This window comes from Kineococcus terrestris (assembly GCF_041020755.1).
GTDB lineage: Bacteria > Actinomycetota > Actinomycetes > Actinomycetales > Kineococcaceae > Kineococcus > Kineococcus terrestris.
Genome location: NZ_JBEUEI010000053.1, coordinates 1 through 19367 on the forward strand (window position 1 = coordinate 1; position 19367 = coordinate 19367).

The window sequence follows — 19367 nt, forward strand, 5'->3', positions numbered from 1 at the left end:
GGGCGCAGCCGGAAGTAGTCGCGCAGCGTGGGCTCGGTCGCCACCCCGGTGGCGCGCGCGGGGGGGGGGGGGGGCGCGGGGCCCCCCCCCGCCCGCCCCCGGGGGGGGGGGGGGCGCGGGGGCGGTGGCCGGGGCCCGCGCGGGCCCGGCGGGCGCGTCCGGGACGGCGGCGGGGTCGCCCACCAGCTCGACCGCGGCGGCCGCCTGCGCCGGGGCACCCGACGCCGGGGCGAGCGCCGCGGGAGCGGCCGGGTCCCCGTCGCGGTCCCCGCCCCCCGCCGCGGTCGTGGCGACGGCGCCCACCAGCAGGGCCGCCAGGGCGCCGGCGCCCACGAGGACGGGCCGGCGGGCGCGCGGGGCGCGGGGCGGTGCACCACGCCGCCCGGGTGCGCGACCGGCCGGGGACGGCGCCCCCGGGCTCCGCGGCCGCGCCGGGACCGTCCCGTCCGCCCGGGCGCGGGGCACGGCCGCGGCGTGCTGCGCGTCCGCCGGCGGTGCCAGGTCGCGGGTCACCGCGGCCGCGAGGGCGGCGGGCACGGGGGTCAGCGTGGGCGCGAGCAGCTGCTCCGCGGGCGCTGCCGCGAGCCCGGCACCGGTGGTGGCGCCGGCCGCCGGCGGCGGCGGGACCGTCGCGGGCGCGCGCTGCGGCAGCCGCACGGGCCGCGGCCGGGCGCACGTCAGGACGGCTTCCGCGAGCTCACCGGCGGTCGGGCGGCGCGCGGGACGGCGGTGCAGCCCCTCCCGCAGCGCCTCCAGGAGCTCCTGCGAGGTCCCCGGGGGCAGGTCGGCGCCCGCGCGCCGCACGGCCGCGCGGGAGGCGCCCGCCTCCGGCGGCGGCGCCCCGGTCAGCGCGCACCAGGCCACCGCGGCCAGCCCGTAGACGTCCGCGGCGGCCCCGGGGGCCTCGGCCGCGGAGGGGTCGGCGTAGCCGGGGGTGCCCAGCAGGCGCCCGGGCCGGTGGCCGAGCGCGCGGGCGACGCCGAGGTCGGCCAGCAGCGGCTCACCGCGCGCGTCGAGCAGCACGTTGCCCGGGGACAGGTCGCCGTGGACCACGCCGGCGGCGTGCAGGTCGTCGAGGGCGGGCCCCAGCACGGACACCAGCCCGGCCACCTCCCCCACGCCGAGGCGCCGCCGGGCGGCCAGGACGCCGGCCAGGCCGCCACCGGCGGCGAGGTCGAGCACCAGCACGGGGTGGCCCTCGCCGTCGCGGGAGATGTCGTGGACGGCCACGAGGCGCGGGTGGCGCACCCGCCGCAGCAGGGCCAGCTCCCGCAGCGGCTCGGCGCCCGCGGCGGACGCCGGCTGCAGGACCTTCAGGGCGCGCGGCACGCCGTCGGGGCCCGTGCCGGACCACACCGCGCTGGTCGCCCCGGCGCCGATGAGCTCGCCCACGGCGTAGCCGTCGACGACGGGCGCCCGCACGGCCAGCTCGTCGGCCAGGCGGGCCAGCGCCGCGCGGCGCGCCCCGCGGGCCAGGACCACCTCCGGCAGCTCGCCACCGCCCGGCCCGCCACCGCCCGGCCCGTCGCCGCCCGGCCCGTCGCCGCCGGGCGCGGCGGTGTGCCGCCCCGTCCCGGCGTCCGGCTCCCCGCGTCCCGCCCCGTCCTCGTGCACGGCGCCACTGAACCGCACGCCCGCGACCTCCCCGGGCCGTCGTCCACAGGCCGGCGGCCCGGGCGCGGACCGCGGCGAGGGCGCGGGACGCCGCACCGCCGTGGCCGGTGGTGCGGGCGGGACGCGCGAGGCGTCCGGGACCACCCGTCGCGCCCAGAGCGGGCACCGCCCGCGCGCGGGCGGCTGCGCGGCGTCCGCGGGAGCCTCCCGATACGCTCAGCGGGTGATCCCGAGCGCCGCCGGCCCGTTGCCCTCGTCCGCGGACGTCGTCGTCGTGGGAGCCGGCCTGGCCGGGCTCGCCTGCGCGCGGCACCTGGCCGCCGCCGGGGTGGACGTCGTCGTCGTCGAGGCCCAGGACGGGGTCGGCGGCCGGACGCGCTCGGAGGTCGTCGACGGCGTCCGGGTCGACCGCGGGTTCCAGCTGCTCAACCCGGCCTACCCCGAGGTGCAGGCCCTCCTGGACGTCGACGCCCTGGACCTGCGGCCCTTCGACGCCGGTGTCGCGGTGCACCGCCACGGCCGCGTGCACGCCGTGCGCGACCCCCGCCGCCACCTGACGGGGGCGCTGCAGGCGCTGCGCTTCCCGCTGGGCACGGCGCGGGAGAAGGCGGCGCTCGTGCGCTGGCTGGCGGCGGCGACCTCCCCGGGGGACCTCAAGCGCCGCGACTCCGGCTGGGCGGAGGCGCTGGACGCCCTGGAGGTGCACGGGGACCTGCGCTGGTCGGTCGTCGAGCCGTTCCTGGCGGGCGTGCTCGGCGAGGTGGACGGCACGACGTCGCGCCGCTTCGTGGACCTGCTGGTGCGCAGCTTCCTGCGCGGCACGCCGGGCCTGCCCGCGGGCGGGGTGCAGGCCGTGCCCGACCAGCTGGCCGCGGGCCTGCCGGCCGGCAGCCTCGTGCTGGGCACCGAGGTCGAGCACGTCGGCTTCGGTCCCCGCACGCTGCTGGTGGAGACGGTCGCCGGGGCGGTGGCGGTCCGCTCGGTCGTCGTGGCCACCGAGGGCGCCGCCGCGGCGCACCTCGCCCCCGGCGCGCCGGAGGTCGCCTCGCACGCGCTGACGACGTACTGGTTCACGTCCGGCTCCTCCCCCGCCCCGGGCGACCGGGACCGCCTGCTGCACCTGGACGGCGACCGCAGCGGCCCCGTGGTCAACACCGCGGTCGTCTCGGCGGTGGCCCCCTCGTACGTGCTCGAGCCCGCCGACGGCCGCCGCGCCCTGGTGTCGGCGCTCGTGCACGGCGCCGGCGGCGGCGCCGACGAGGAGGCCGCCGTGCGCGCGCAGCTGGCCCGGGTCTACGGCACCAGCACCCGCTCCTGGACGCTGGCGGCCCGGCACGTCGTGCCGCACGCGCTGCCGCAGCTGCCGGCGCCGTTCGACGGCCCGAAGCCGGTGGAGCTGGGCGAGGGCGTCTACCTGGCCGGCGACCACCGCGAGAACCCCTCCCAGCAGGGCGCGCTGGTCTCCGGCCGCCGCGCCGCGGACGCGGTGCTCGACGGGCTGGGGCTGGGCCGCCGCCGTGCCGGCTGAGCGGCCGACGGTCGTGGCGACCTCGGGCGGGTTCCGCCGCGCCGAGCGCGGCGGCCTCGACCTGGCCGGCCTGGTGCACCACGCGGTCGACCGCGCGCGGGTGCCCGCCGGCCGCCGCCCGCGGCTGTGCTGGCTGGGCACCGCCGGCGGCGACCAGCGCGCCCGCAGCGCCGACGTCCACGACGCCGGGTGGCGCGCCGGGGTGGACGTGTCGGTGCTGGACCTGTTTCCCATGCCCTCGGTGGGCGACGTGCGCGCGCACCTGCTGGCCCAGGACGTCGTGTGGGTGGGCGGCGGCTCGGTGGTGAACCTGCTGGCGGTCTGGCGCGCGCACGGGCTGGAGGGGCCGCTGCGCGAGGCGTGGGAGGCCGGGGTCGTCCTCGGCGGGGTGAGCGCCGGCTCGATCTGCTGGTACGCCGGCGGCACGACGGACTCCTACGGGCCGCAGCTGCGCGCCGTCACCGACGGCCTGGGCTTCCTGCCGTACGGCAACGGCGTCCACTACGACAGCGAGGAGCGGCGCCGCCCCCTGGTGCACGCCCTGGTCGGCGACGGCACCCTCGGCGAGACGCACTGCACCGACGACGGCGTCGGCCTGGTGTACGAGGGGACGGAGCTGGCGGAGGCGGTCGCCGAGGTCCCCGGCCGCGGGGCGTACGTGGTGCGCCGCGAGGCCGGCGGGGTCGTGGAGACCCGCCTGGAGCCGCGGCTGCTGCCGCCCGACGGGACGTGGCGACGGGCGTAGGCTCGCCGCCGTGAGCAGCCCGGTCGTCAGCAGCCCGGCCACCGCAGCGGGCGGCGGCCCGGGCCCGCGGGCGGACGGGGCGCCGCGGGTCCTGCGCGTGCGGCTGGGCGAGGACCTCGTCGAGTACGGCGAGGCGTGGGAGCTGCAGCGGCGCCTGCACGCCGAGGTCGTCGCCGGCGAGCGCCCCGACACGCTGCTCCTGCTGGAGCACCGCCCCGTCTACACCGCCGGCAAGCGCACCAACTCCTGGGAGCGGCCCGTCGACGGCACGCCCGTCGTCGACGTCGACCGCGGCGGGCGCATCACCTGGCACGGTCCGGGTCAGCTCGTCGGGTACCCGCTGGTGCGCCTGGCGCACGGTCTGGACGTCGTCGCCTACGTGCGCCGCCTGGAGCAGCTGCTCATCGACGCGGCCGCGCGCTTCGGGGTGCGCGGGCACCGCGTGGAGGACCGCACGGGCGTCTGGGTGACCCCCGCCGCGCCGTCGCCGGCGGACGGGCGGCGCCCGGAGCGCAAGGTGGCCGCCATCGGCGTGCGGGTGGCGCGCGGGGTGACCATGCACGGGTTCGCGCTCAACTGCGACACCGACCTGCTGGGGTTCGGGACGATCGTGCCGTGCGGCCTGCGGGACGCGGGGGTCACGTCGCTGAGCGCCGAGGCGGGCGCGCGGGTGGGCGTGCTGGACGCGGCCGCCGTCGTCGAGGAGCTGCTGCCCGGCGCGGACCTGGCCGGCCGGCGCGGGCGCTGACCCGCCGCGGGCGCGGCGGGTCGGCGCTCAGCGCGGCGGCGTCACAGCTGCGGCAGGACGTGCTCGGCCACGAAGGCGACGTGGTCGAGGTCGTCGAGGTCCAGCACCTGCAGGTAGAAGCGCGTCGCCCCCACCTGCGCGTAGCGGCTGATCTTCTCGACGACCTCCCCCGGCGTCCCGGCGAAGCCGCCGGCGCGGGCCTGCTCGGGCGTGCGGCCGATGGCCGCGGCGCGGCGGGCCACCTCGGCGTCGTCGCGGCCGGCGCACACCGGCAGGGCGATGGAGAACGTCAGCTCGCCGGCGTCGCGGCCGGTCTCGGCGCAGGCGGCGCGCACCCGCTCGTAGGCCGCGGCGGCGTCCTCGACGCCGGCGAAGGCGGCGTTGTACTCGGTGGCGTGGCGGGCGGTCAGCGCGGGCGTGCGGCGCTTGCCGGCGCCGCCGACGATGACGGGCACCCGCTCCTGCACGGGCTTGGGCAGCGCCGGGGAGCCCTCCAGCCGGTAGTGCTCGCCGGTGAAGTCGAACGTCGACCCGACGGGCGTGGCCCACATCCCGGTGACGACCTCCAGCTGCTCGGCCAGGCGGTCGAAGCGCTCGCGCAGCGGCGGGAAGGGGATGCCGTAGGCGCGGTGCTCCTCCTCGTACCAGCCGGTGCCCAGGCCCAGCTCCACGCGGCCGCCGGACATCTCGTCGACCTGGGCGACCTGGACGGCGAGGACACCGGGGTGGCGGAAGGTGGCGGAGCTGACGAGGGTGCCCAGCCGCACGCGCCGGGTGTCGCGGGCCAGCGCGGCCAGGGTGGTCCAGGCGTCGGTGGGCCCGGGCAGGCCCTCGGAGCCCATCGCGAGGTAGTGGTCGGAGCGGAAGAAGCCGTCGTAGCCGGCGTCCTCGGCGGCGACGGCCACGCGTCGCAGCGTCTCGTAGGTCGCGCCCTGCTGGGGCTCGGTGAAGATGCGGAAGTCCACGCCCCCATCGTGCCGGGCGGCCCGGACGCGCCGGGCGGCGCCCGCGCGCCGGTCCTCTGGCAGCCTCGGGTCCATGACCGCCACGGCGCCCGACCCCTCCCCCGCGCCCGCCCCCGGCCCGGCCGGCGCGCCGGACCTGCTGCCGGCCACGGCCCGCGCCCTGGACGGCGTCCTGGCCCGCGAGCAGGTCTCCTCCCGGCTGCCGTCGGTGGTGGCCGGGGTGGTGCGCGGCGGGCGGCTGGTCTGGACGGGCGCGGCGGGCGCGACGACGGCCGCCGACGGCGGCGGGCCGGCCGCCGGGCCGGGCACGCAGTACCGGATCGGCTCGATCACCAAGACGTTCGTCGCCGCCGGGGTGGTCCGCGCCCGCGACGACGGGCTGCTGGCCCTGGAGGACCCGGTGCGCGCCCACCTGCCGGAGCTGGACGCGGCCGGGGTGGGCGGGCGCACGGTCGGGCACCTGCTGGCGCAGTCGGCCGGCGTGCAGGCCGAGACCGACGGGCCGTGGTGGGAGCGCACGCCCGGCGGCGGCTGGGAGGAGCTGGCCCCGAGCCTGGGCGCGGGGGCGCTGCGCCACCGCGCCGGCACCCGCTTCCACTACTCCAACGTGGGCTTCGGCGTGCTGGGCGAGCTGCTGGGGCGGGTGCGCGGCGCGACGTGGTCGCAGGTGGTCGACGAGCAGTTCCTGCGCCCGCTGGGCATGGACCGCACGACCCCGCGCCCGCGGCACCCGCACGCGCAGGGGCTGGCCGTGCACCCGTGGGCCGACGTCGTCCTGCCCGAGCCGGAGCACGACGCGGGCGCGATGGCCCCGGCCGGGCAGCTGTGGTCGACGGTGGAGGACCTGGCCCGCTGGGCGGGCGTCCTGGCCGGGCGCACGGACGTGCTGGCGGCCGCCTCGGTGGCGGAGATGAGCCGCCCGCACGCCGTGGACGACCTGCGCGGCGCGGGCTGGAGCAGCGGGTACGGGCTGGGCCTGCAGGTGTGGAGCGACGGCGCGCGCCGCTGGGCGGGGCACTCGGGGTCGATGCCGGGGTTCGTCGCGCTGCTGCGCGTGGACCCGGCCACCGGCGAGGGCCTGGTGGCGCTGACCAACTCCACGACCGGCTTCGGCGACCTCGCGCGCTCGCTGCAGGAGGTGCTGGACCGCCTGGAGCCGGCGCTCCCGGCGCCGTGGGCGCCGGCGGCGGTGCCGGCGGACGTGCTGGAGCTGGTGGGCCCCTGGTACTGGGGTCCGGCGGCGCTGGCGGTGCGCGCGCGCGGCGACGGCGGCTTCGAGCTGGCGGCCCTGCAGGGGCGGGCGCGCGCCTCCCGCTTCGCGCGCGAGCAGGACGGCTGGGTGGGGCTGGACGGCTACTACGCCGGGGAGCGGCTGCGGGTGGTGCGCGCCGCGGACGGGTCCGTCGGCCACCTGGACCTGGCCAGCTTCCGCCTGACGCGCGCGCCGTACGACCCGGACGGCGACGTGCCGGGCGGGGTGGACCCGGGCGGCTGGCGCCCCGGCGGCGGCCCGCGCAGCGGCACGTAGGCTGGACCCCGTGACCATCGCACCGGAGGGGCGGCGCCTGCTGCGTGTCGAGGCGCGCAACGCCGAGACGCCCATCGAGCGCAAGCCGTCGTGGATCCGCACCAAGGCCCGCACCGGCCCGGAGTACACCGAGCTGAAGGGCCTGGTGCGCTCGGGCGGCCTGCACACGGTGTGCGAGGAGGCCGGCTGCCCGAACATCTACGAGTGCTGGGAGGACCGCGAGGCGACCTTCCTCATCGGCGGCTCCGAGTGCACCCGCCGCTGCGACTTCTGCCAGATCGACACCGGCAAGCCGTCCCCGCTGGACCGCGACGAGCCGCGGCGCGTGGCCGAGAGCATCCGCACGATGGGCCTGCGCTACGCCACGATCACCGGGGTGGCGCGCGACGACCTGGCCGACGGCGGCGCGTGGCTGTACGCGGAGACGATCCGCCAGGTGCACGCCCTCAACGAGGGCACCGGCGTGGAGATCCTCGTGCCGGACTTCAACGGCAAGCCGGAGCTGCTCCAGCAGGTCTTCGACGCCGCCCCGGAGGTCTTCGCGCACAACGTCGAGACGGTGCCGCGCATCTTCAAGCGGATCCGGCCGGCCTTCCGGTACGAGCGCTCGCTGGACGTCATCACCCAGGGCCGCGACGCGGGCCTGGTGACGAAGTCCAACCTCATCCTCGGGATGGGCGAGACCGACGAGGAGGTCGTGGAGGCCCTGGCCGACCTGCGCGGCGCCGGCTGCGACATCGTGACGATCACCCAGTACCTGCGGCCCAGCCCGCGGCACCACCCGGTGGAGCGCTGGGTCAAGCCCGAGCGGTTCGTGGAGTTCTCCGCCGAGGCCGAGCGGCTGGGCTTCGCGGGCGTGATGGCCGGGCCGCTGGTGCGCTCCTCCTACCGGGCGGGCCGGCTGTGGGCGCAGGCGATGCGCCACCGCGGCACCGCGATCCCCGAGCAGCTGGCGCACCTGGACCGCGACACCCCCGCCGCGCAGGAGGCCGCCAGCCTGCTCGCCCGCTGACACCGGGGGCCGCCGCGCCGCCGTATCCTGGCGCCATGGCACGCCGCACGGGACCCGACACCGCTCCGAAGCCGAAGAAGCAGCGGTTCAAGCGGACGCGCCAGCTCAAGCAGGTCTACGACATGACCGTGCGGGTCGACCCGGTGACCCGCTGGTGGATGCTCCTGGCGCTGGCGGTGCCCTTCGTCCTGGCGATCGGGCTGGGCTTCGCCTTCGGCACCTCCTCGGTGGGCTTCTGGATCTACTGGGCCGTCATCGGCCTGGGCCTGGGCGTGCTGGCGGCGATGATCGTGCTGGCCCGGCGGGCCGAGCGCGCGGCGTACATGAACCTCGAGGGCCAGAAGGGCGCCACGGGTGCGGCGCTGAGCTCCATCCGCCGCGGCTGGAACGTCGAGCAGGAGCCGGTGGCGATCGACCCGCGCTCGCAGGACATGGTCTTCCGCGCGGTGGGCCGCGCCGGGGTCGTGCTCGTCGGCGACGGCCCGCCGCAGCGGGTGCGCAAGCTGCTCGAGGCCGAGCGGCGCAAGGTGGCCCGCGTGCTGCCCAACGTGACCGTGCACACCTTCACGGTCGGCAACGGCGGCGGCGCCGACGAGGTGCCGCTGCGCAAGGTCGCCTCCAAGGTCCAGCGGCTGAAGCCGGTCCTGACCAAGCAGGAGGTCTCCGCGGTGATCAAGCGCCTGCGGGCCCTGGGCGGGATCCGCCCGCCGGTGCCGCAGGGCATCGACCCGCTGCGCGCGCGGCCGGACCGCCGCGCGATGCGCGGGCGCTGACGCGCTCCCCGAGCCCGCCCCCGGCCCACGGCCGGGGGCGGACCGCGTTCAGCGGCGGACGACGACGGTGCCGGCGGCGCGGTCGTGCAGGCCCCGCCGGTCGGGGTCGGTGACCACGGCGGGGACGACGAGCACGAGCAGGACCGCGCGGGCCAGGCCCCGGGCCAGCCCCACGGCGCGCCCGTCCAGGCGCCGCACGGCCGTGCCGGCCACGGCGTGCCCGACGGTGGTGCCGGTCGTGGACACGAGCAGCAGGTGCATCAGCGCCCACACCAGCAGCGGCCCGAAGTCGGTGCCGACGCTGTCGGCCAGGAACGTGCGGGCGATGAGGGTGGCCACCGCCCAGTCGACGGCCAGACCGGCGATCCGCCGGCCCCAGCCGGGCACCGAGCCGGGCCCGGAGGCGGGCAGGCCGAGCCGGACGCCGGGCACCGGCTCCCGCGGCCCGGTCCCGCCGGCGTCGGTCGCGCGCGCACTCACCCGGGCAGGCTACGTCGCGCCCGCGCGGCACCGGCGGGCAGGTGGCGGTGGCCGGGTGGCGGTGGGCGCGGGCGGCCGCCGCGACCCGCGGGACGGGCGCTCGCCCACCGCGGGGTCGGCCCGGTAACGTCGCCGAAACATCGCCGACACGGACGCGAAACGGCGTCCGCCTACCGTCGGCGCGTCCGCGGCGGCCCGAGCACGGGCCCCCGACCCGTTCCTGGAGGTTGGATGTTCAGCAACTCCGAAGAGGTCCTGAAGTTCATCAGCGACAACGACGTCAAGTTCGTCGACATCCGCTTCTGCGACCTCCCCGGCGTGATGCAGCACTTCACGGTGCCGGCCTCCACGGTGGACGCGGACGCCCTCACCGAGGGCCAGATGTTCGACGGCTCGTCGATCCGCGGCTTCCAGGCCATCCACGAGTCGGACATGAAGCTCATCGCGGACCCGACGTCGGCCTTCCTCGACCCCTTCCGGGCCGAGAAGACGCTGGTCATCAACCACTCGATCGTGGACCCGTTCACGGACGAGCCGTACAGCCGCGACCCGCGCAACATCGCCGCCAAGGCGGAGGCGCACCTGAAGACGACCGGCATCGCCGACACCGTCTTCTTCGGCCCCGAGGCCGAGTTCTACATCTTCGACGACGTGCGGTTCGAGACGAACCAGCGCGAGTCGTACTACCACATCGACTCCGTCGAGGCGGCGTGGAACACCGGCCGCAAGGAGGACGGCGGCAACCTCGGGTACAAGACCCGCTACAAGGGCGGGTACTTCCCCGTGCCGCCGATCGACCACTTCGCCGACCTGCGCGACGAGATGGTCGTGGAGCTGGAGAAGGCGGGCCTGAAGGTCGAGCGCGCCCACCACGAGGTCGGCACCGCCGGCCAGGCGGAGATCAACTACAGGTTCGACACGCTGAAGAACGCCGGCGACCAGCTGCTGCTCTTCAAGTACATCATCAAGAACGTCGCGATGCGCAACGGCCGCACGGTGACGTTCATGCCCAAGCCGCTGTTCGGCGACAACGGCTCCGGCATGCACTGCCACCAGTCGCTGTGGAAGGACGGCGAGCCGCTCTTCTACGACGAGAAGGGCTACGGCGGCCTGTCCGACCTCGCCCGCTGGTACATCGGCGGCCTGCTGCACCACGCCCCGTCGCTGCTGGCCTTCACCAACCCGACGGTGAACTCCTTCCACCGCCTGGTGCCGGGCTTCGAGGCGCCGGTCAACCTGGTCTACTCGGCCCGCAACCGCTCGGCGTGCATCCGCATCCCGATCACGGGCAGCTCGCCGAAGGCCAAGCGCATCGAGTTCCGCGTGCCGGACCCGTCGGCGAACCCGTACCTGGCGTTCGCCGCGCAGCTCATGGCGGGCCTGGACGGCATCAAGAACCGCATCGAGCCGGCCGACCCGATCGACAAGGACCTCTACGAGCTCCCGCCCGAGGAGCACGCGAACATCAAGACGGTCCCGTACTCGCTGCCCGCGGTCCTCGACGCGCTCGAGGCCGACCACGAGTACCTGCTCGACGGCGGCGTGTTCACGCCCGACCTCATCGAGACGTGGATCGACTACAAGCGCACCAACGAGGTGGACCCGATCCGCCTGCGCCCGCACCCGCACGAGTTCGAGCTGTACTACGACATCTGACGGTCGCCGACCGCACGACGCGGGCCGCCGGCACCCCGCCCCACGGGCGGTGGTGCCGGCGGCCCGCGTCGTGCGGGGCGTCCGCGGGGCGCCGCCTCAGAAGGCGATGCCCAGCGCCCAGGGGCCGAGGGCGTAGACGCCCGCGGTGAGCACCACGACGGCGGCCAGGTTGAGCCAGACGCCGCTGCGGATCATCTGCCCCATCGTCACCCGGCCGGTGCCGAAGACGATGGCGTTGGGCGGGGTCCCCACCGGCAGCATGAACGCGCAGGTGGCGGCCATCGCGGCGGGCACCAGCAGCAGCAGCGGGTCGATCCCGACGCCCCCCGCGATCCCGGCCAGCACCGGCAGGAACGTGGCGGCGGTGGCCGTGTTCGACGTCAGCTCGGTCAGGGCGAGGATGCCCAGGGCGACGGCGGCGACGAGCAGGACGACCGGCAGCGCCGACAGCCCGCTGAACCGCTGGCCGATGTACTCGTCCAGACCGCTCTCCTGGATGGCCGCGGCCATCGACAGCCCGCCGCCGAACAGCAGCAGCACGCCCCAGGGCACGCCCTTCTGCAGGGTGCTCCAGTCCAGCGCGGCGCGACCGCGCTGCCCGCGCACCGGCACCAGGAACAGCGCCACCAGCGCGGCGATCGCGATGCCCGCGTCGGACAGGCGCCCCACGAACGGCAGGGCCCCCGTCAGCGCCGTCCAGTCGCCCAGCGGCTGGCGGAACACCCACAGCAGCGCCGTGACCGCGAAGACGACCGCGACGGTCCACTCCCCCGCCGACATGCGCCCCAGCTTGCCCAGCTCGGCGCTGATGGTCTCCTTGCCGCCGGCGATCTCACCGATCCGCGGCCGGTACTGCACCCGGGTCAGCAGCAGCCAGGCGAGCACCAGCAGGACGGCGGCCACGGGCACGCCCACGGCCATCCAGCCGGCGAAGCTGACCTCCACGTCCAGCGTCGACTGCACCAGACCGGCCATGATGAGGTTCGGCGGGCTGCCCACCAGCGTGCCCAGGCCGCCGATCGTGGCCGCGTACGCGATCGCCAGCATCAGCCCGGCCCCGAAGTGCTGCACGTCCTCGCGCGAGAGGGTGCCGCCGGCCTCGCGGTCGATGAGCGCCAGGACGCTGACCCCGATCGGGACCATCATCAGCGCGGTGGCGGTGTTGGACACCCACATCGACAGGAACGCCGTGGCCACCATGATGCCCAGCACCAGGCGGGTCGGCTTGGTCCCGATGGCGCGCACCGTGACCAGCGCGATGCGCTGGTGCAGGTTCCAGCGCTGCATCGCCAGGGCGATGGCGAACCCGCCGAGGAACAGGAACACCGTCGGCTCGCCGTAGGCGGCCGTGGCGGTGCCGATCTCGACGACCCCGGCCAGGGGGAAGACGACGATCGGGACGAGGGCGGTGGCCGCCAGCGGCAGCGCCTCCGTCATCCACCACACGGCCACGAGCACCACCAGCGCGGCGGTGATCCGCGCCTCTGGCGTCAGGCCGCCGCCGTCGGGCAGGACGGCGAACAGCAGCGCCCCCAGCAGCGGGCCCAGCGCCAGGCCGATCCACTGCCGGCGCGCCCGCCCCGGCGCCCGCGGGGCCTCCTGCTCGCCGGGCCCGGCACCGGCGACCTCCTCGCCGCGCTCGCCCGGCGGCGGGGAGGCCCCCGGGCCGGAGCGCTCCACGCGGGGCAGGTCCTCGCGCGCGCCGGTGCCCGCGCTGCGGCCGGTGGCCGGCCGGGCGGCGTCCTCGGTGCTCATCCTCGGGTCCTCGCTCTCCGTCGAGCCGGTGATCGTGGGACTGGCCCATGGTGGCGCAGGCGGGCGTGGACGGCACACCCGCCGCGCCCGGGCGGCTCAGAGACCGGCGGCCAGCGCCCGCAGGTGCCGGTGCACCCCGCCGTAGGCCTCCACGGGCGGCAGCAGCCGCTTGGGCAGCCTCGTCTGGACGCTGTAGGCGGCGTCGACGACGTTGGCCAGCGGCACCCGGCTGGTCTGCGACAGCAGCTGGTAGGCGTCCAGGCGGTCCAGGCCGGTCAGCTGCGCCAGCCAGTGCACGGCGTCCACCTGCCCGGCGCGCCAGGCGTCCTCGAGGGGCCGGCCGCTGCCGACGACCGCGAGGTGCTCGTCGTCCTCCAGGCGCGGCCACGCCGGGCCGCCGCCCTTCAGCAGCTCCACGACGAGGCGGGTGCGCACGGCACCCTCCACGGCGGTGCCGCACGACTCACCCTCGCCCTGGCGGTAGTGCCCGTCCCCGACCGAGAACAGCGCCCCGGGCACGTTGACCCGCAGGTACACCGTCGTGCCGGCGCGCACGTCGGGGCAGTCCATGTTGCCGCCGAACACGTCCGGCACCAGCGAGCTGCGGACCTCCCCGGCGGCCGGGGCGACGCCGACCGTGCCCAGCATCGGCTCCAGCGGCAGCGGGACGCTGACGCGGCCGTCGGCGGACTCGAAGGCGACCGCGCGGGCGGCGCTGTCCACCTGGTAGATCCACGTCCGCTCCGGCAGCGGGTCCTGCAGGGTCGCGGTGCGGTCGGTGCTCGTCAGCCCGCCGAAGGACGGGATGAGCGCCGAGGCGCCCCAGGAGCGGGCCGGCTCGACCGAGACGAGGTGCAGCACGAGGGTGTCGCCCGGCTCGGCGCCCTCGACGGCGAACGGACCGGTCTGCGGGTTGACGTACGGCATGTCCAGGCGGGCGGAGGCCAGGTCCGCGGTCGAGCGCAGCCGCCCGCAGAAGGCGTCGTCGCTCCACAGGTCCAGCACGGTGCCCGGCCGGACCGTGCGCAGCGGCGGCGCGCCGCCGAACGTCCAGGCGTACTGCTCGGGGGTCGGCTCGACGCTCACGACGTCCACGGCACCTCCAGGACCGCTCGGGAGCCCCTTCCTACCGCGCCGGTCCACCCGCGCGCCCGGGCAGCCGCCCTCGCCGCGCGGCGATCACCGCCGCTACTGTGCGGCGCACCCGCCCCCTGCCGAACCCGGTGGTGCCCCGTGCCGACGTCCCCGCCCCCTCCCGGGTCCCCGGGTCCCACCGGACCTCCCGGGTCTCCCGAGCCCACCGGGTCCGGGCCGCGGCGCGCCCGCGCGCGCACCTGCCGGGCCTGCCGGGCCGCGATGCGCCCCGGCGACCGGTTCTGCTGGACGTGCGGCCACGCCCCCGGGCGCACCCGGACCGGCACCGGCGGCGCCCTCGGGACCCCCGCACCGGCCGCGCCCGGACCCGCGGAGCGCCGGCGTCCGGGGGCCGGGCCGGTGCTGGTGCTGGCCGCCACGGCGGTCGCCGCGGCGGCGGTCGTGTCGCTGTGGTCGCTGGCCCGGGCGGGCGCCGACGCCACCGCGGCCGAGTCAGGCGCCCCCGTCGCACCACCCGCCGCGGCGGGGACCACCCCGACGACGGCCCCCGGGACGGCCCCCGCGAAGGCCCCCGCGACGGCCCCCGCGCGGGTGGCGACGGCGCCCGCCGCGCCAGCCCCGCCGGGCCCGGCCGCCCCCCTGCGCGAGCTGGCGGTGGCCGCGGCGCCGCGCACCTCGCCCGACAGCGTCGACGCGGGCGGCGCCCGCACGCGCTACGCGGCGGCCAACCTCCTGGACGGCGACCCCTCGACCGCCTGGCGCGCGGACGGCGACGCCGCCGGCGAGGCGCTGACGTTCCGCTTCGACAGCCCGCGGCGCCTGAGCGAGGTCGGCCTCGTCAACGGCCTGGCCAAGACCGACCCGCACGACGGCACCGACCGCTACCCGCAGAACCGGCGCGTGCTGGAGGTCGCGTGGTCCTTCGACGGCGGCCCCGCCGTCCGGCAGGAGCTCGTCGACGGCGAGCGCGGGGTGCAGCTGCTCGCGCTGGCGCCGGTCGAGGTGCGCGAGGTGACGCTGGTGCTCACGGGCACCAGCGCCGCCCCGGCGGGCGCCCCGGACCGCACGGCGCTCGGCGAGGTCCACCTCGCCGGCCCGTGAGCGGTCCGTGGGCGACCCGGGGGGTCGCACCGGCGGGGCTCACCAGCGGCGGAACTGGATCCGGTCGTCGCCGAGGATGTAGCGCACCTGCCCGCCCTCGAAGTCCTGCTGCACGCCGCCCGGGACGGGGTACTCGCCGGTGCGCGGGTAGCCCAGCCAGCCGCCCTCGGCGCCCGCCCCGAAGACCCACCACTCGCGGATGAAGCCCTTGACGACGTGCGCGCCGGTGCGCGGCGACCAGTAGATCGACCCGCCCTGGAACTCGGTGAACGCGCCGCCGGGCAGGGTGTTCTCGCCGCTGACGGGGTAGCCGAGCTCGCCGTTCTCGTTGCGGGTGGCGCCGTAGCGCTCCAGGATCGCGCCGCGCACCTCGCGGGCGCCCGTGGCGGGGCTGAAGTAGACCAGCCCGCCGGTGAACTTCTGCACGACGCCGCCGCGGATCGGGATCTCGTCGGTGGTCGGCCAGCCCAGGACGCCGCCCTCCCAGCCCAGCGACCCCCAGCGGTCGCGGATCCGGCCCTCGACGACGTGCGCGCCGGTGCCCGGCGTCCAGTAGATCGAGCCGCCGCGGAAGACGCTGAACGCGCCGGCGGGCAGCAGCGCCTCGCTCGTCACGGGCGGGCCCAGGCGGCTGCGCTCGGCGCCCAGCGAGTCGTACTTGTCGAGCACGGCACCGCGCACGGTGCAGGTGCCCGCCCCGCACGGGTAGTCGCGGGTCGCCGCTCCCGCGGGGGCGGCGCCCAGCAGGCCGCTCCCGAGGACGGCGGCGGTCAGGACGGCGGCGGCGGACGCCCGTCGGGCGGATCGGCGGGTGCGGCCCATGCAGGTCTCCTCGCGGTCGGCGGGTCTGTCCCGCGCGCGCCGCCGGCCGCGGCACGCGGTGGCTCCATCGCCGCGCGGGCCCCGCGCGTTACGCCCGCGCCTCGGACCGGTCACGAACCGGTGACGTTCCGTCGTCGACGCTCAGGTCCGGCACCCCGCGCGCCGAGGTGGCGGCGGGGACGAGCGCGCCCCGCCCGTCGCCGGCGCTCCCGCGGGACCCGTCTCAGCGCCCGTACAGGACGCGCTCGACGACCCCCCGCGCCCGCCGCGTGGTGCGCAGGTACAGCTCCTCGAACTCCGCGGCCGCGCCCGGCTCGAAGCCGAACAGCCGGGCCACGCCGTCCAGGTCGCGGCGCGTGGTGGGCAGCGAGTCGCCCGGCTTGCCCCGCCACAGGGCCACGGCGTTGCGCGCCCGGGTGGCCAGCTCCCACGCGCTCAGCAGCACCTCGTGGTCCTCGGCCTCCAGCAGCCCGGCGCGGACCGCCCCGGCCAGGGCGGCGCGGGTGGAGGTGGTGCGCAGCGCCTCGTGCTCGCCCGCGCCGCGCAGCTGCAGCAGCTGCGCGGTCCACTCCACGTCGGAGGTGCCGCCGCGGCCCAGCTTCAGGTGCCGGTGCGGGTCGGCGCCGCGCGGCAGCCGCTCGGACTCCACCCGCGCCTTGACCCGGCGCACCTCGCGCACGTCGGCCTCCGACAGCCCGCCGGCGGGCCAGCGCAGCGGGTCGACCAGCGCGAGGAACTCCTCGCCGAGGTCCATGTCGCCGGCCACGGGGCGCGCGCGCAGCAGCGCCTGCGCCTCCCACGGCTGCGACCAGCGGGCGTAGTAGGCGCGGTAGGAGTCCAGCGAGCGCACCAGCGGCCCGTTGCGGCCCTCCGGGCGCAGGTCGGCGTCCACCTCCAGCGCCGGTTCCGGGCCGGCCGCGGCCAGCTGGCGGCGCAGCTCCCCCACGACCTCCAGCGCCGCCTTCTGCGCCCGCGTGGCGTCGGCGCCCGGCAGCGGCCGGTGCACGCACAGCACGTCGGCGTCGCTGCCGTAGCCGGTCTCGCGCCCGCCCAGGCGGCCCATCCCGACGACGAGCAGACGGGTGGGCACGTCCTGCCCGCTGCGGCGCCGGACCTCGGCGACCGCGACCCGCAGCGCCACCTCCAGCACGGCCTGGTCGGCGTCGGCGAGCGCGGCACCCACCCCGGCCAGGTCCCGCACGCCGACGAGGTCGGCCACGACGGTGCGGAACAGCTCGCGCCGGCGCACGCCGCGCGCGGCGGCCACCGCCGACCCGGCGTCGGGGCGGCGCTGCGCGGCGGCCTCGGCGGCCTCCAGGACGTCGGCGACGTCGTAGGGGGCCAGGCGCTCGTCGTCGGCGAGGACGGCGACGGCCTCGGGGCTGCGGAGCAGCAGGTCCGCGGGCGTGCGCGCCGCCGACAGCACGTAGGCCAGGCGCTCGGCGGCCGCACCGCTGTCGCGCAGCATCGTCAGGTACCAGTGGGCGCCGGCCAGCGCCTCGGAGACCTGCCGGAAGGCCAGCAGCCCGGCGTCGGGGTCGGCGCCGTCGGCCAGCCAGGCGAGCATGACCGGCAGCAGGGTCTTCTGGATGCTGGCGCGGCGGCTGACGCCGGCGGTCAGCGCCTCCAGGTGGCGCAGCGCACCGGCCGGGTCGCGGTAGCCGAGGGCGGCCAGGCGCTCGCGGGCCGCCTCCGGGCTCAGGCGGGCGTCCAGGCGGGCGTCCTCGGGCGCCAGGCGCGCCACCGCGGAGACCAGCGGGCGGTAGAAGAGCTTCTCGTGCAGGCGCCGCACGTCGCGGCGGGTGGCCCGCCACAGGCGGTCCAGGCCCTCCTCGGGGTCGCCGGGCAGCCGCAGCGCGCGCCCCAGCCGGCGGCGGTCGGCGCTCGCGGTGGGCACGACGTGGGTGCGGCGCAGCCGGTGGACCTGGATGCGGTGCTCCAGGGAGCGCAGCAGGCGGTAGTCGCGGTCCAGCTCGCCGGCGTCGTGCCGGCCGACGTAGCCGAACGCGGCCAGGGCGTCGAGGGCCTCCAGGGTGTTCGAGCTCTGGCGCAACCGCTCGTCGGTGCGGCCGTGGACCATCTGCAGCAGCTGGATGGAGAACTCCACGTCGCGCAGGCCGCCGCTGCCCAGCTTCAGCTGGCGGTCGGCGTCGCGGGCGGGGATGTGCGCCTCCACGCGCCGGCGCATGGCCTGCACGTCCTCGACGAACCCCTCGCGCCCGGGCGCGGCCCACACGAAGCCCGCGACACCCTCCAGGTAGGCGCGCCCCAGGGCCGCGTCGCCGGCGACGGGACGGGCCTTGAGCAGGGCCTGGAACTCCCAGGTGCGGGCCCAGCGCCGGTAGTACTCCAGGTGGCTGGCCAGGGTGCGCACGAGCGGGCCGGCCTTGCCCTCCGGGCGCAGGGCGGCGTCGACCTCCCACAGGGCGCCCTCGCCGGTGGGCGCCGAGCACACCTTGGCCAGGCCGGCGGCCAGCCGGGTGCCCACCTCCAGCGCCTCGGCCTCGGTGGCGCCGTCGGCGGGCTCGACGACGTGCACGACGTCGACGTCGGACAGGTAGTTCAGCTCCCGGCCGCCGGTCTTGCCCATGCCGATGACGGCCAGGCGGGCGGCGCGTCCCTGGCCGGGCAGGCCGGCTCGCGTGACGGCCAGGGCGGCGTCCAGGGCGGCGGCGGCCAGGTCGGCCAGCTCGGCGGCCACCGAGTGCAGCACGGCCGTCGGCTCGGGCGCGGCCAGGTCGCGCCCGGCCAGGGCCAGCAGCCGGCGGCGGTAGGCCACCCGCAGGGCGTCGCCCGCGTCGAGGCCCGCGTCGACCGGGCCCTCGCCGGCGACGGGCACGTCGGCGTCCGGGTCGGCGCCCACGGCGCGCAGCAGCTCGGCGCGGGCGGCGGCGGCGCCGGTGGGCGCGCCGGAGGTCAGCGCGCGCCAGTGCGCCGGGTGGCGCACGAGGTGGTCGGTGAGGGCGACGGACCCGCCGAGGACGGCCAGCAGCCGCTCCCGGGTGCCCTCGACGTCCTCGGGGACCCGCCCGCCCGGGCGGGCGTCGCCGCCGCCCGGCCCGGGCAGCAGGTGCAGCAGGTCGGGGTCCCCGCCGCCGGCGCGCACGGCCTCGGCGAAGCGCACCAGGCCCAGCAGCCCCTGGTCGGGGTCGGCGGTGCGTCCCAGCGCCCGCAGCAGGGCGGCGGTGCGCTCGTCGGGCACGAGGGCCTCGTCGTCGGGCACGTCGTCCAGCGGCGGCACGACCTCGCGCAGGGCGGGGTCGCGCAGCAGGCGCACGGCCCGGCGCGGGTCGTCGAAGCCGGCGCGGGCCAGCAGCGCCAGGACGCTGGTGCGCCGGCCGCCGGTGCGCGAGGCCGCAGGGCCGGGCGGGGGGCCGGGCGGGGGGCTGGGCGGGGTCACGGGGTTCACCCTCCTCGCGCGGGGGGGGGGGGGGGCGGGGGGGCCGGCGCCCCCCCCCCCCCCCCGCACGATGCACCGGTCCGTCAGCGGCGCCGTGGTCCCCGCGGTGGCCGACCCGGACACCGCCCGCGCCGCCGCGGCGGCG

The 19367-nt window shown here is 78.1% G+C and carries 15 protein-coding genes; 8 read left to right on the forward strand and 7 right to left on the reverse strand.

Translation table 11 applies throughout. The features are described from left to right. A partial coding sequence (locus tag AB8M62_RS19285; protein WP_369070575.1) for a serine/threonine-protein kinase occupies nucleotides 1–1614 on the reverse strand: 1614 nt, incomplete at its 3' end. A 223-nt stretch (nucleotides 1615–1837) separates the two neighbouring features. Between AB8M62_RS19285 and AB8M62_RS19290 the strand changes: the two genes are divergently transcribed. The 3 genes from AB8M62_RS19290 (at nucleotide 1838) to lipB (ending at nucleotide 4635) form a co-directional block, all read left to right on the forward strand. Continuing rightward, complete coding sequence (locus AB8M62_RS19290) at nucleotides 1838–3142, forward strand: FAD-dependent oxidoreductase (RefSeq protein WP_369070576.1); 1305 nt, start codon at nucleotides 1838–1840, stop codon at nucleotides 3140–3142. After that, nucleotides 3132–3887 carry a Type 1 glutamine amidotransferase-like domain-containing protein gene (locus AB8M62_RS19295; RefSeq protein ID WP_369070577.1) on the forward strand — a complete coding sequence of 252 codons (756 nt, stop codon included), beginning with the start codon at nucleotides 3132–3134 and terminating at the stop codon, nucleotides 3885–3887. Before AB8M62_RS19290 ends, AB8M62_RS19295 begins: the two co-directional genes overlap by 11 nt. Before the next feature lie 91 nt (nucleotides 3888–3978). Further along, a complete protein-coding gene (gene lipB, locus AB8M62_RS19300) occupies nucleotides 3979–4635 on the forward strand; it encodes a lipoyl(octanoyl) transferase LipB (protein ID WP_369070587.1) in 657 nt (218 codons plus the stop codon). Nucleotides 4636–4676: 41 nt separating this feature from the next. On the opposite strand, the gene AB8M62_RS19305 is transcribed toward lipB, so the two are convergent. Then, nucleotides 4677–5600: an LLM class F420-dependent oxidoreductase gene (locus AB8M62_RS19305; protein WP_369070578.1), complete on the reverse strand. Its 924-nt coding sequence runs from the start codon at nucleotides 5598–5600 to the stop codon at nucleotides 4677–4679. Between the two features lie 73 nt (nucleotides 5601–5673). Here AB8M62_RS19305 and AB8M62_RS19310 point away from each other — a divergent pair, with 73 nt between their 5' ends. Genes AB8M62_RS19310 through AB8M62_RS19320 form a run of 3 tightly spaced genes read left to right on the forward strand, consistent with a single transcriptional unit; the run spans nucleotide 5674 to nucleotide 8913 of the window. Continuing rightward, nucleotides 5674–7128, forward strand: coding sequence for a serine hydrolase domain-containing protein (locus tag AB8M62_RS19310; protein WP_369070579.1), 1455 nt, complete (start codon nucleotides 5674–5676; stop codon nucleotides 7126–7128). A 10-nt stretch (nucleotides 7129–7138) separates the two neighbouring features. Beyond that, nucleotides 7139–8140, forward strand: a complete 1002-nt coding sequence (lipA, locus tag AB8M62_RS19315) for a lipoyl synthase (RefSeq protein ID WP_369054760.1) — start codon at nucleotides 7139–7141, stop codon at nucleotides 8138–8140. Between the two features lie 35 nt (nucleotides 8141–8175). Beyond that, nucleotides 8176–8913, forward strand: coding sequence for a DUF4191 domain-containing protein (locus AB8M62_RS19320; RefSeq protein ID WP_369070580.1), 738 nt, complete (start codon nucleotides 8176–8178; stop codon nucleotides 8911–8913). A gap of 48 nt (nucleotides 8914–8961) precedes the next feature. Here the strand turns inward: AB8M62_RS19320 and AB8M62_RS19325 are convergent, their stop codons facing one another. Then, complete coding sequence (locus AB8M62_RS19325) at nucleotides 8962–9393, reverse strand: RDD family protein (protein WP_369070581.1); 432 nt, start codon at nucleotides 9391–9393, stop codon at nucleotides 8962–8964. 231 nt (nucleotides 9394–9624) lie between these two features. Here AB8M62_RS19325 and glnA point away from each other — a divergent pair, with 231 nt between their 5' ends. After that, nucleotides 9625–11049: a type I glutamate--ammonia ligase gene (glnA, locus tag AB8M62_RS19330; RefSeq protein WP_369054756.1), complete on the forward strand. Its 1425-nt coding sequence runs from the start codon at nucleotides 9625–9627 to the stop codon at nucleotides 11047–11049. Nucleotides 11050–11145: 96 nt separating this feature from the next. On the opposite strand, the gene AB8M62_RS19335 is transcribed toward glnA, so the two are convergent. Beyond that, nucleotides 11146–12804, reverse strand: coding sequence for an SLC13 family permease (locus AB8M62_RS19335; protein ID WP_369070582.1), 1659 nt, complete (start codon nucleotides 12802–12804; stop codon nucleotides 11146–11148). A gap of 96 nt (nucleotides 12805–12900) precedes the next feature. Then, nucleotides 12901–13899, reverse strand: coding sequence for an acetamidase/formamidase family protein (locus AB8M62_RS19340; RefSeq protein WP_369070583.1), 999 nt, complete (start codon nucleotides 13897–13899; stop codon nucleotides 12901–12903). Nucleotides 13900–14160: 261 nt separating this feature from the next. On the opposite strand from AB8M62_RS19340, the gene AB8M62_RS19345 reads away from it, so the two are divergent. Next, nucleotides 14161–15000, forward strand: coding sequence for a discoidin domain-containing protein (locus AB8M62_RS19345; protein ID WP_369070584.1), 840 nt, complete (start codon nucleotides 14161–14163; stop codon nucleotides 14998–15000). 39 nt (nucleotides 15001–15039) lie between these two features. On the opposite strand, the gene AB8M62_RS19350 is transcribed toward AB8M62_RS19345, so the two are convergent. Together AB8M62_RS19350 and AB8M62_RS19355 are read right to left on the reverse strand one after the other, a co-directional pair. Then, nucleotides 15040–15822 carry an LGFP repeat-containing protein gene (locus AB8M62_RS19350; RefSeq protein ID WP_369070585.1) on the reverse strand — a complete coding sequence of 261 codons (783 nt, stop codon included), beginning with the start codon at nucleotides 15820–15822 and terminating at the stop codon, nucleotides 15040–15042. Nucleotides 15823–16045: 223 nt separating this feature from the next. Further along, nucleotides 16046–19222, reverse strand: coding sequence for a bifunctional [glutamine synthetase] adenylyltransferase/[glutamine synthetase]-adenylyl-L-tyrosine phosphorylase (locus AB8M62_RS19355; RefSeq protein WP_369070586.1), 3177 nt, complete (start codon nucleotides 19220–19222; stop codon nucleotides 16046–16048). Nucleotides 19223–19367 lie beyond the last annotated feature (145 nt).

Excerpts from the sequence above, each read along its gene's own strand:
- AB8M62_RS19310 (WP_369070579.1), top strand. The coding sequence starts at position 5,674 with ATGACCGCCACGGCGCCCGACCCCTCCCCCGCGCCCGCCCCCGGCCCG.
- AB8M62_RS19320 (WP_369070580.1), top strand. The coding sequence starts at position 8,176 with ATGGCACGCCGCACGGGACCCGACACCGCTCCGAAGCCGAAGAAGCAG.
- glnA (WP_369054756.1), top strand. The coding sequence starts at position 9,625 with ATGTTCAGCAACTCCGAAGAGGTCCTGAAGTTCATCAGCGACAACGAC.
- AB8M62_RS19335 (WP_369070582.1), bottom strand. The coding sequence starts at position 12,804 with ATGAGCACCGAGGACGCCGCCCGGCCGGCCACCGGCCGCAGCGCGGGC.
- AB8M62_RS19345 (WP_369070584.1), top strand. The coding sequence starts at position 14,161 with ATGCGCCCCGGCGACCGGTTCTGCTGGACGTGCGGCCACGCCCCCGGG.
- AB8M62_RS19350 (WP_369070585.1), bottom strand. The coding sequence starts at position 15,822 with ATGGGCCGCACCCGCCGATCCGCCCGACGGGCGTCCGCCGCCGCCGTC.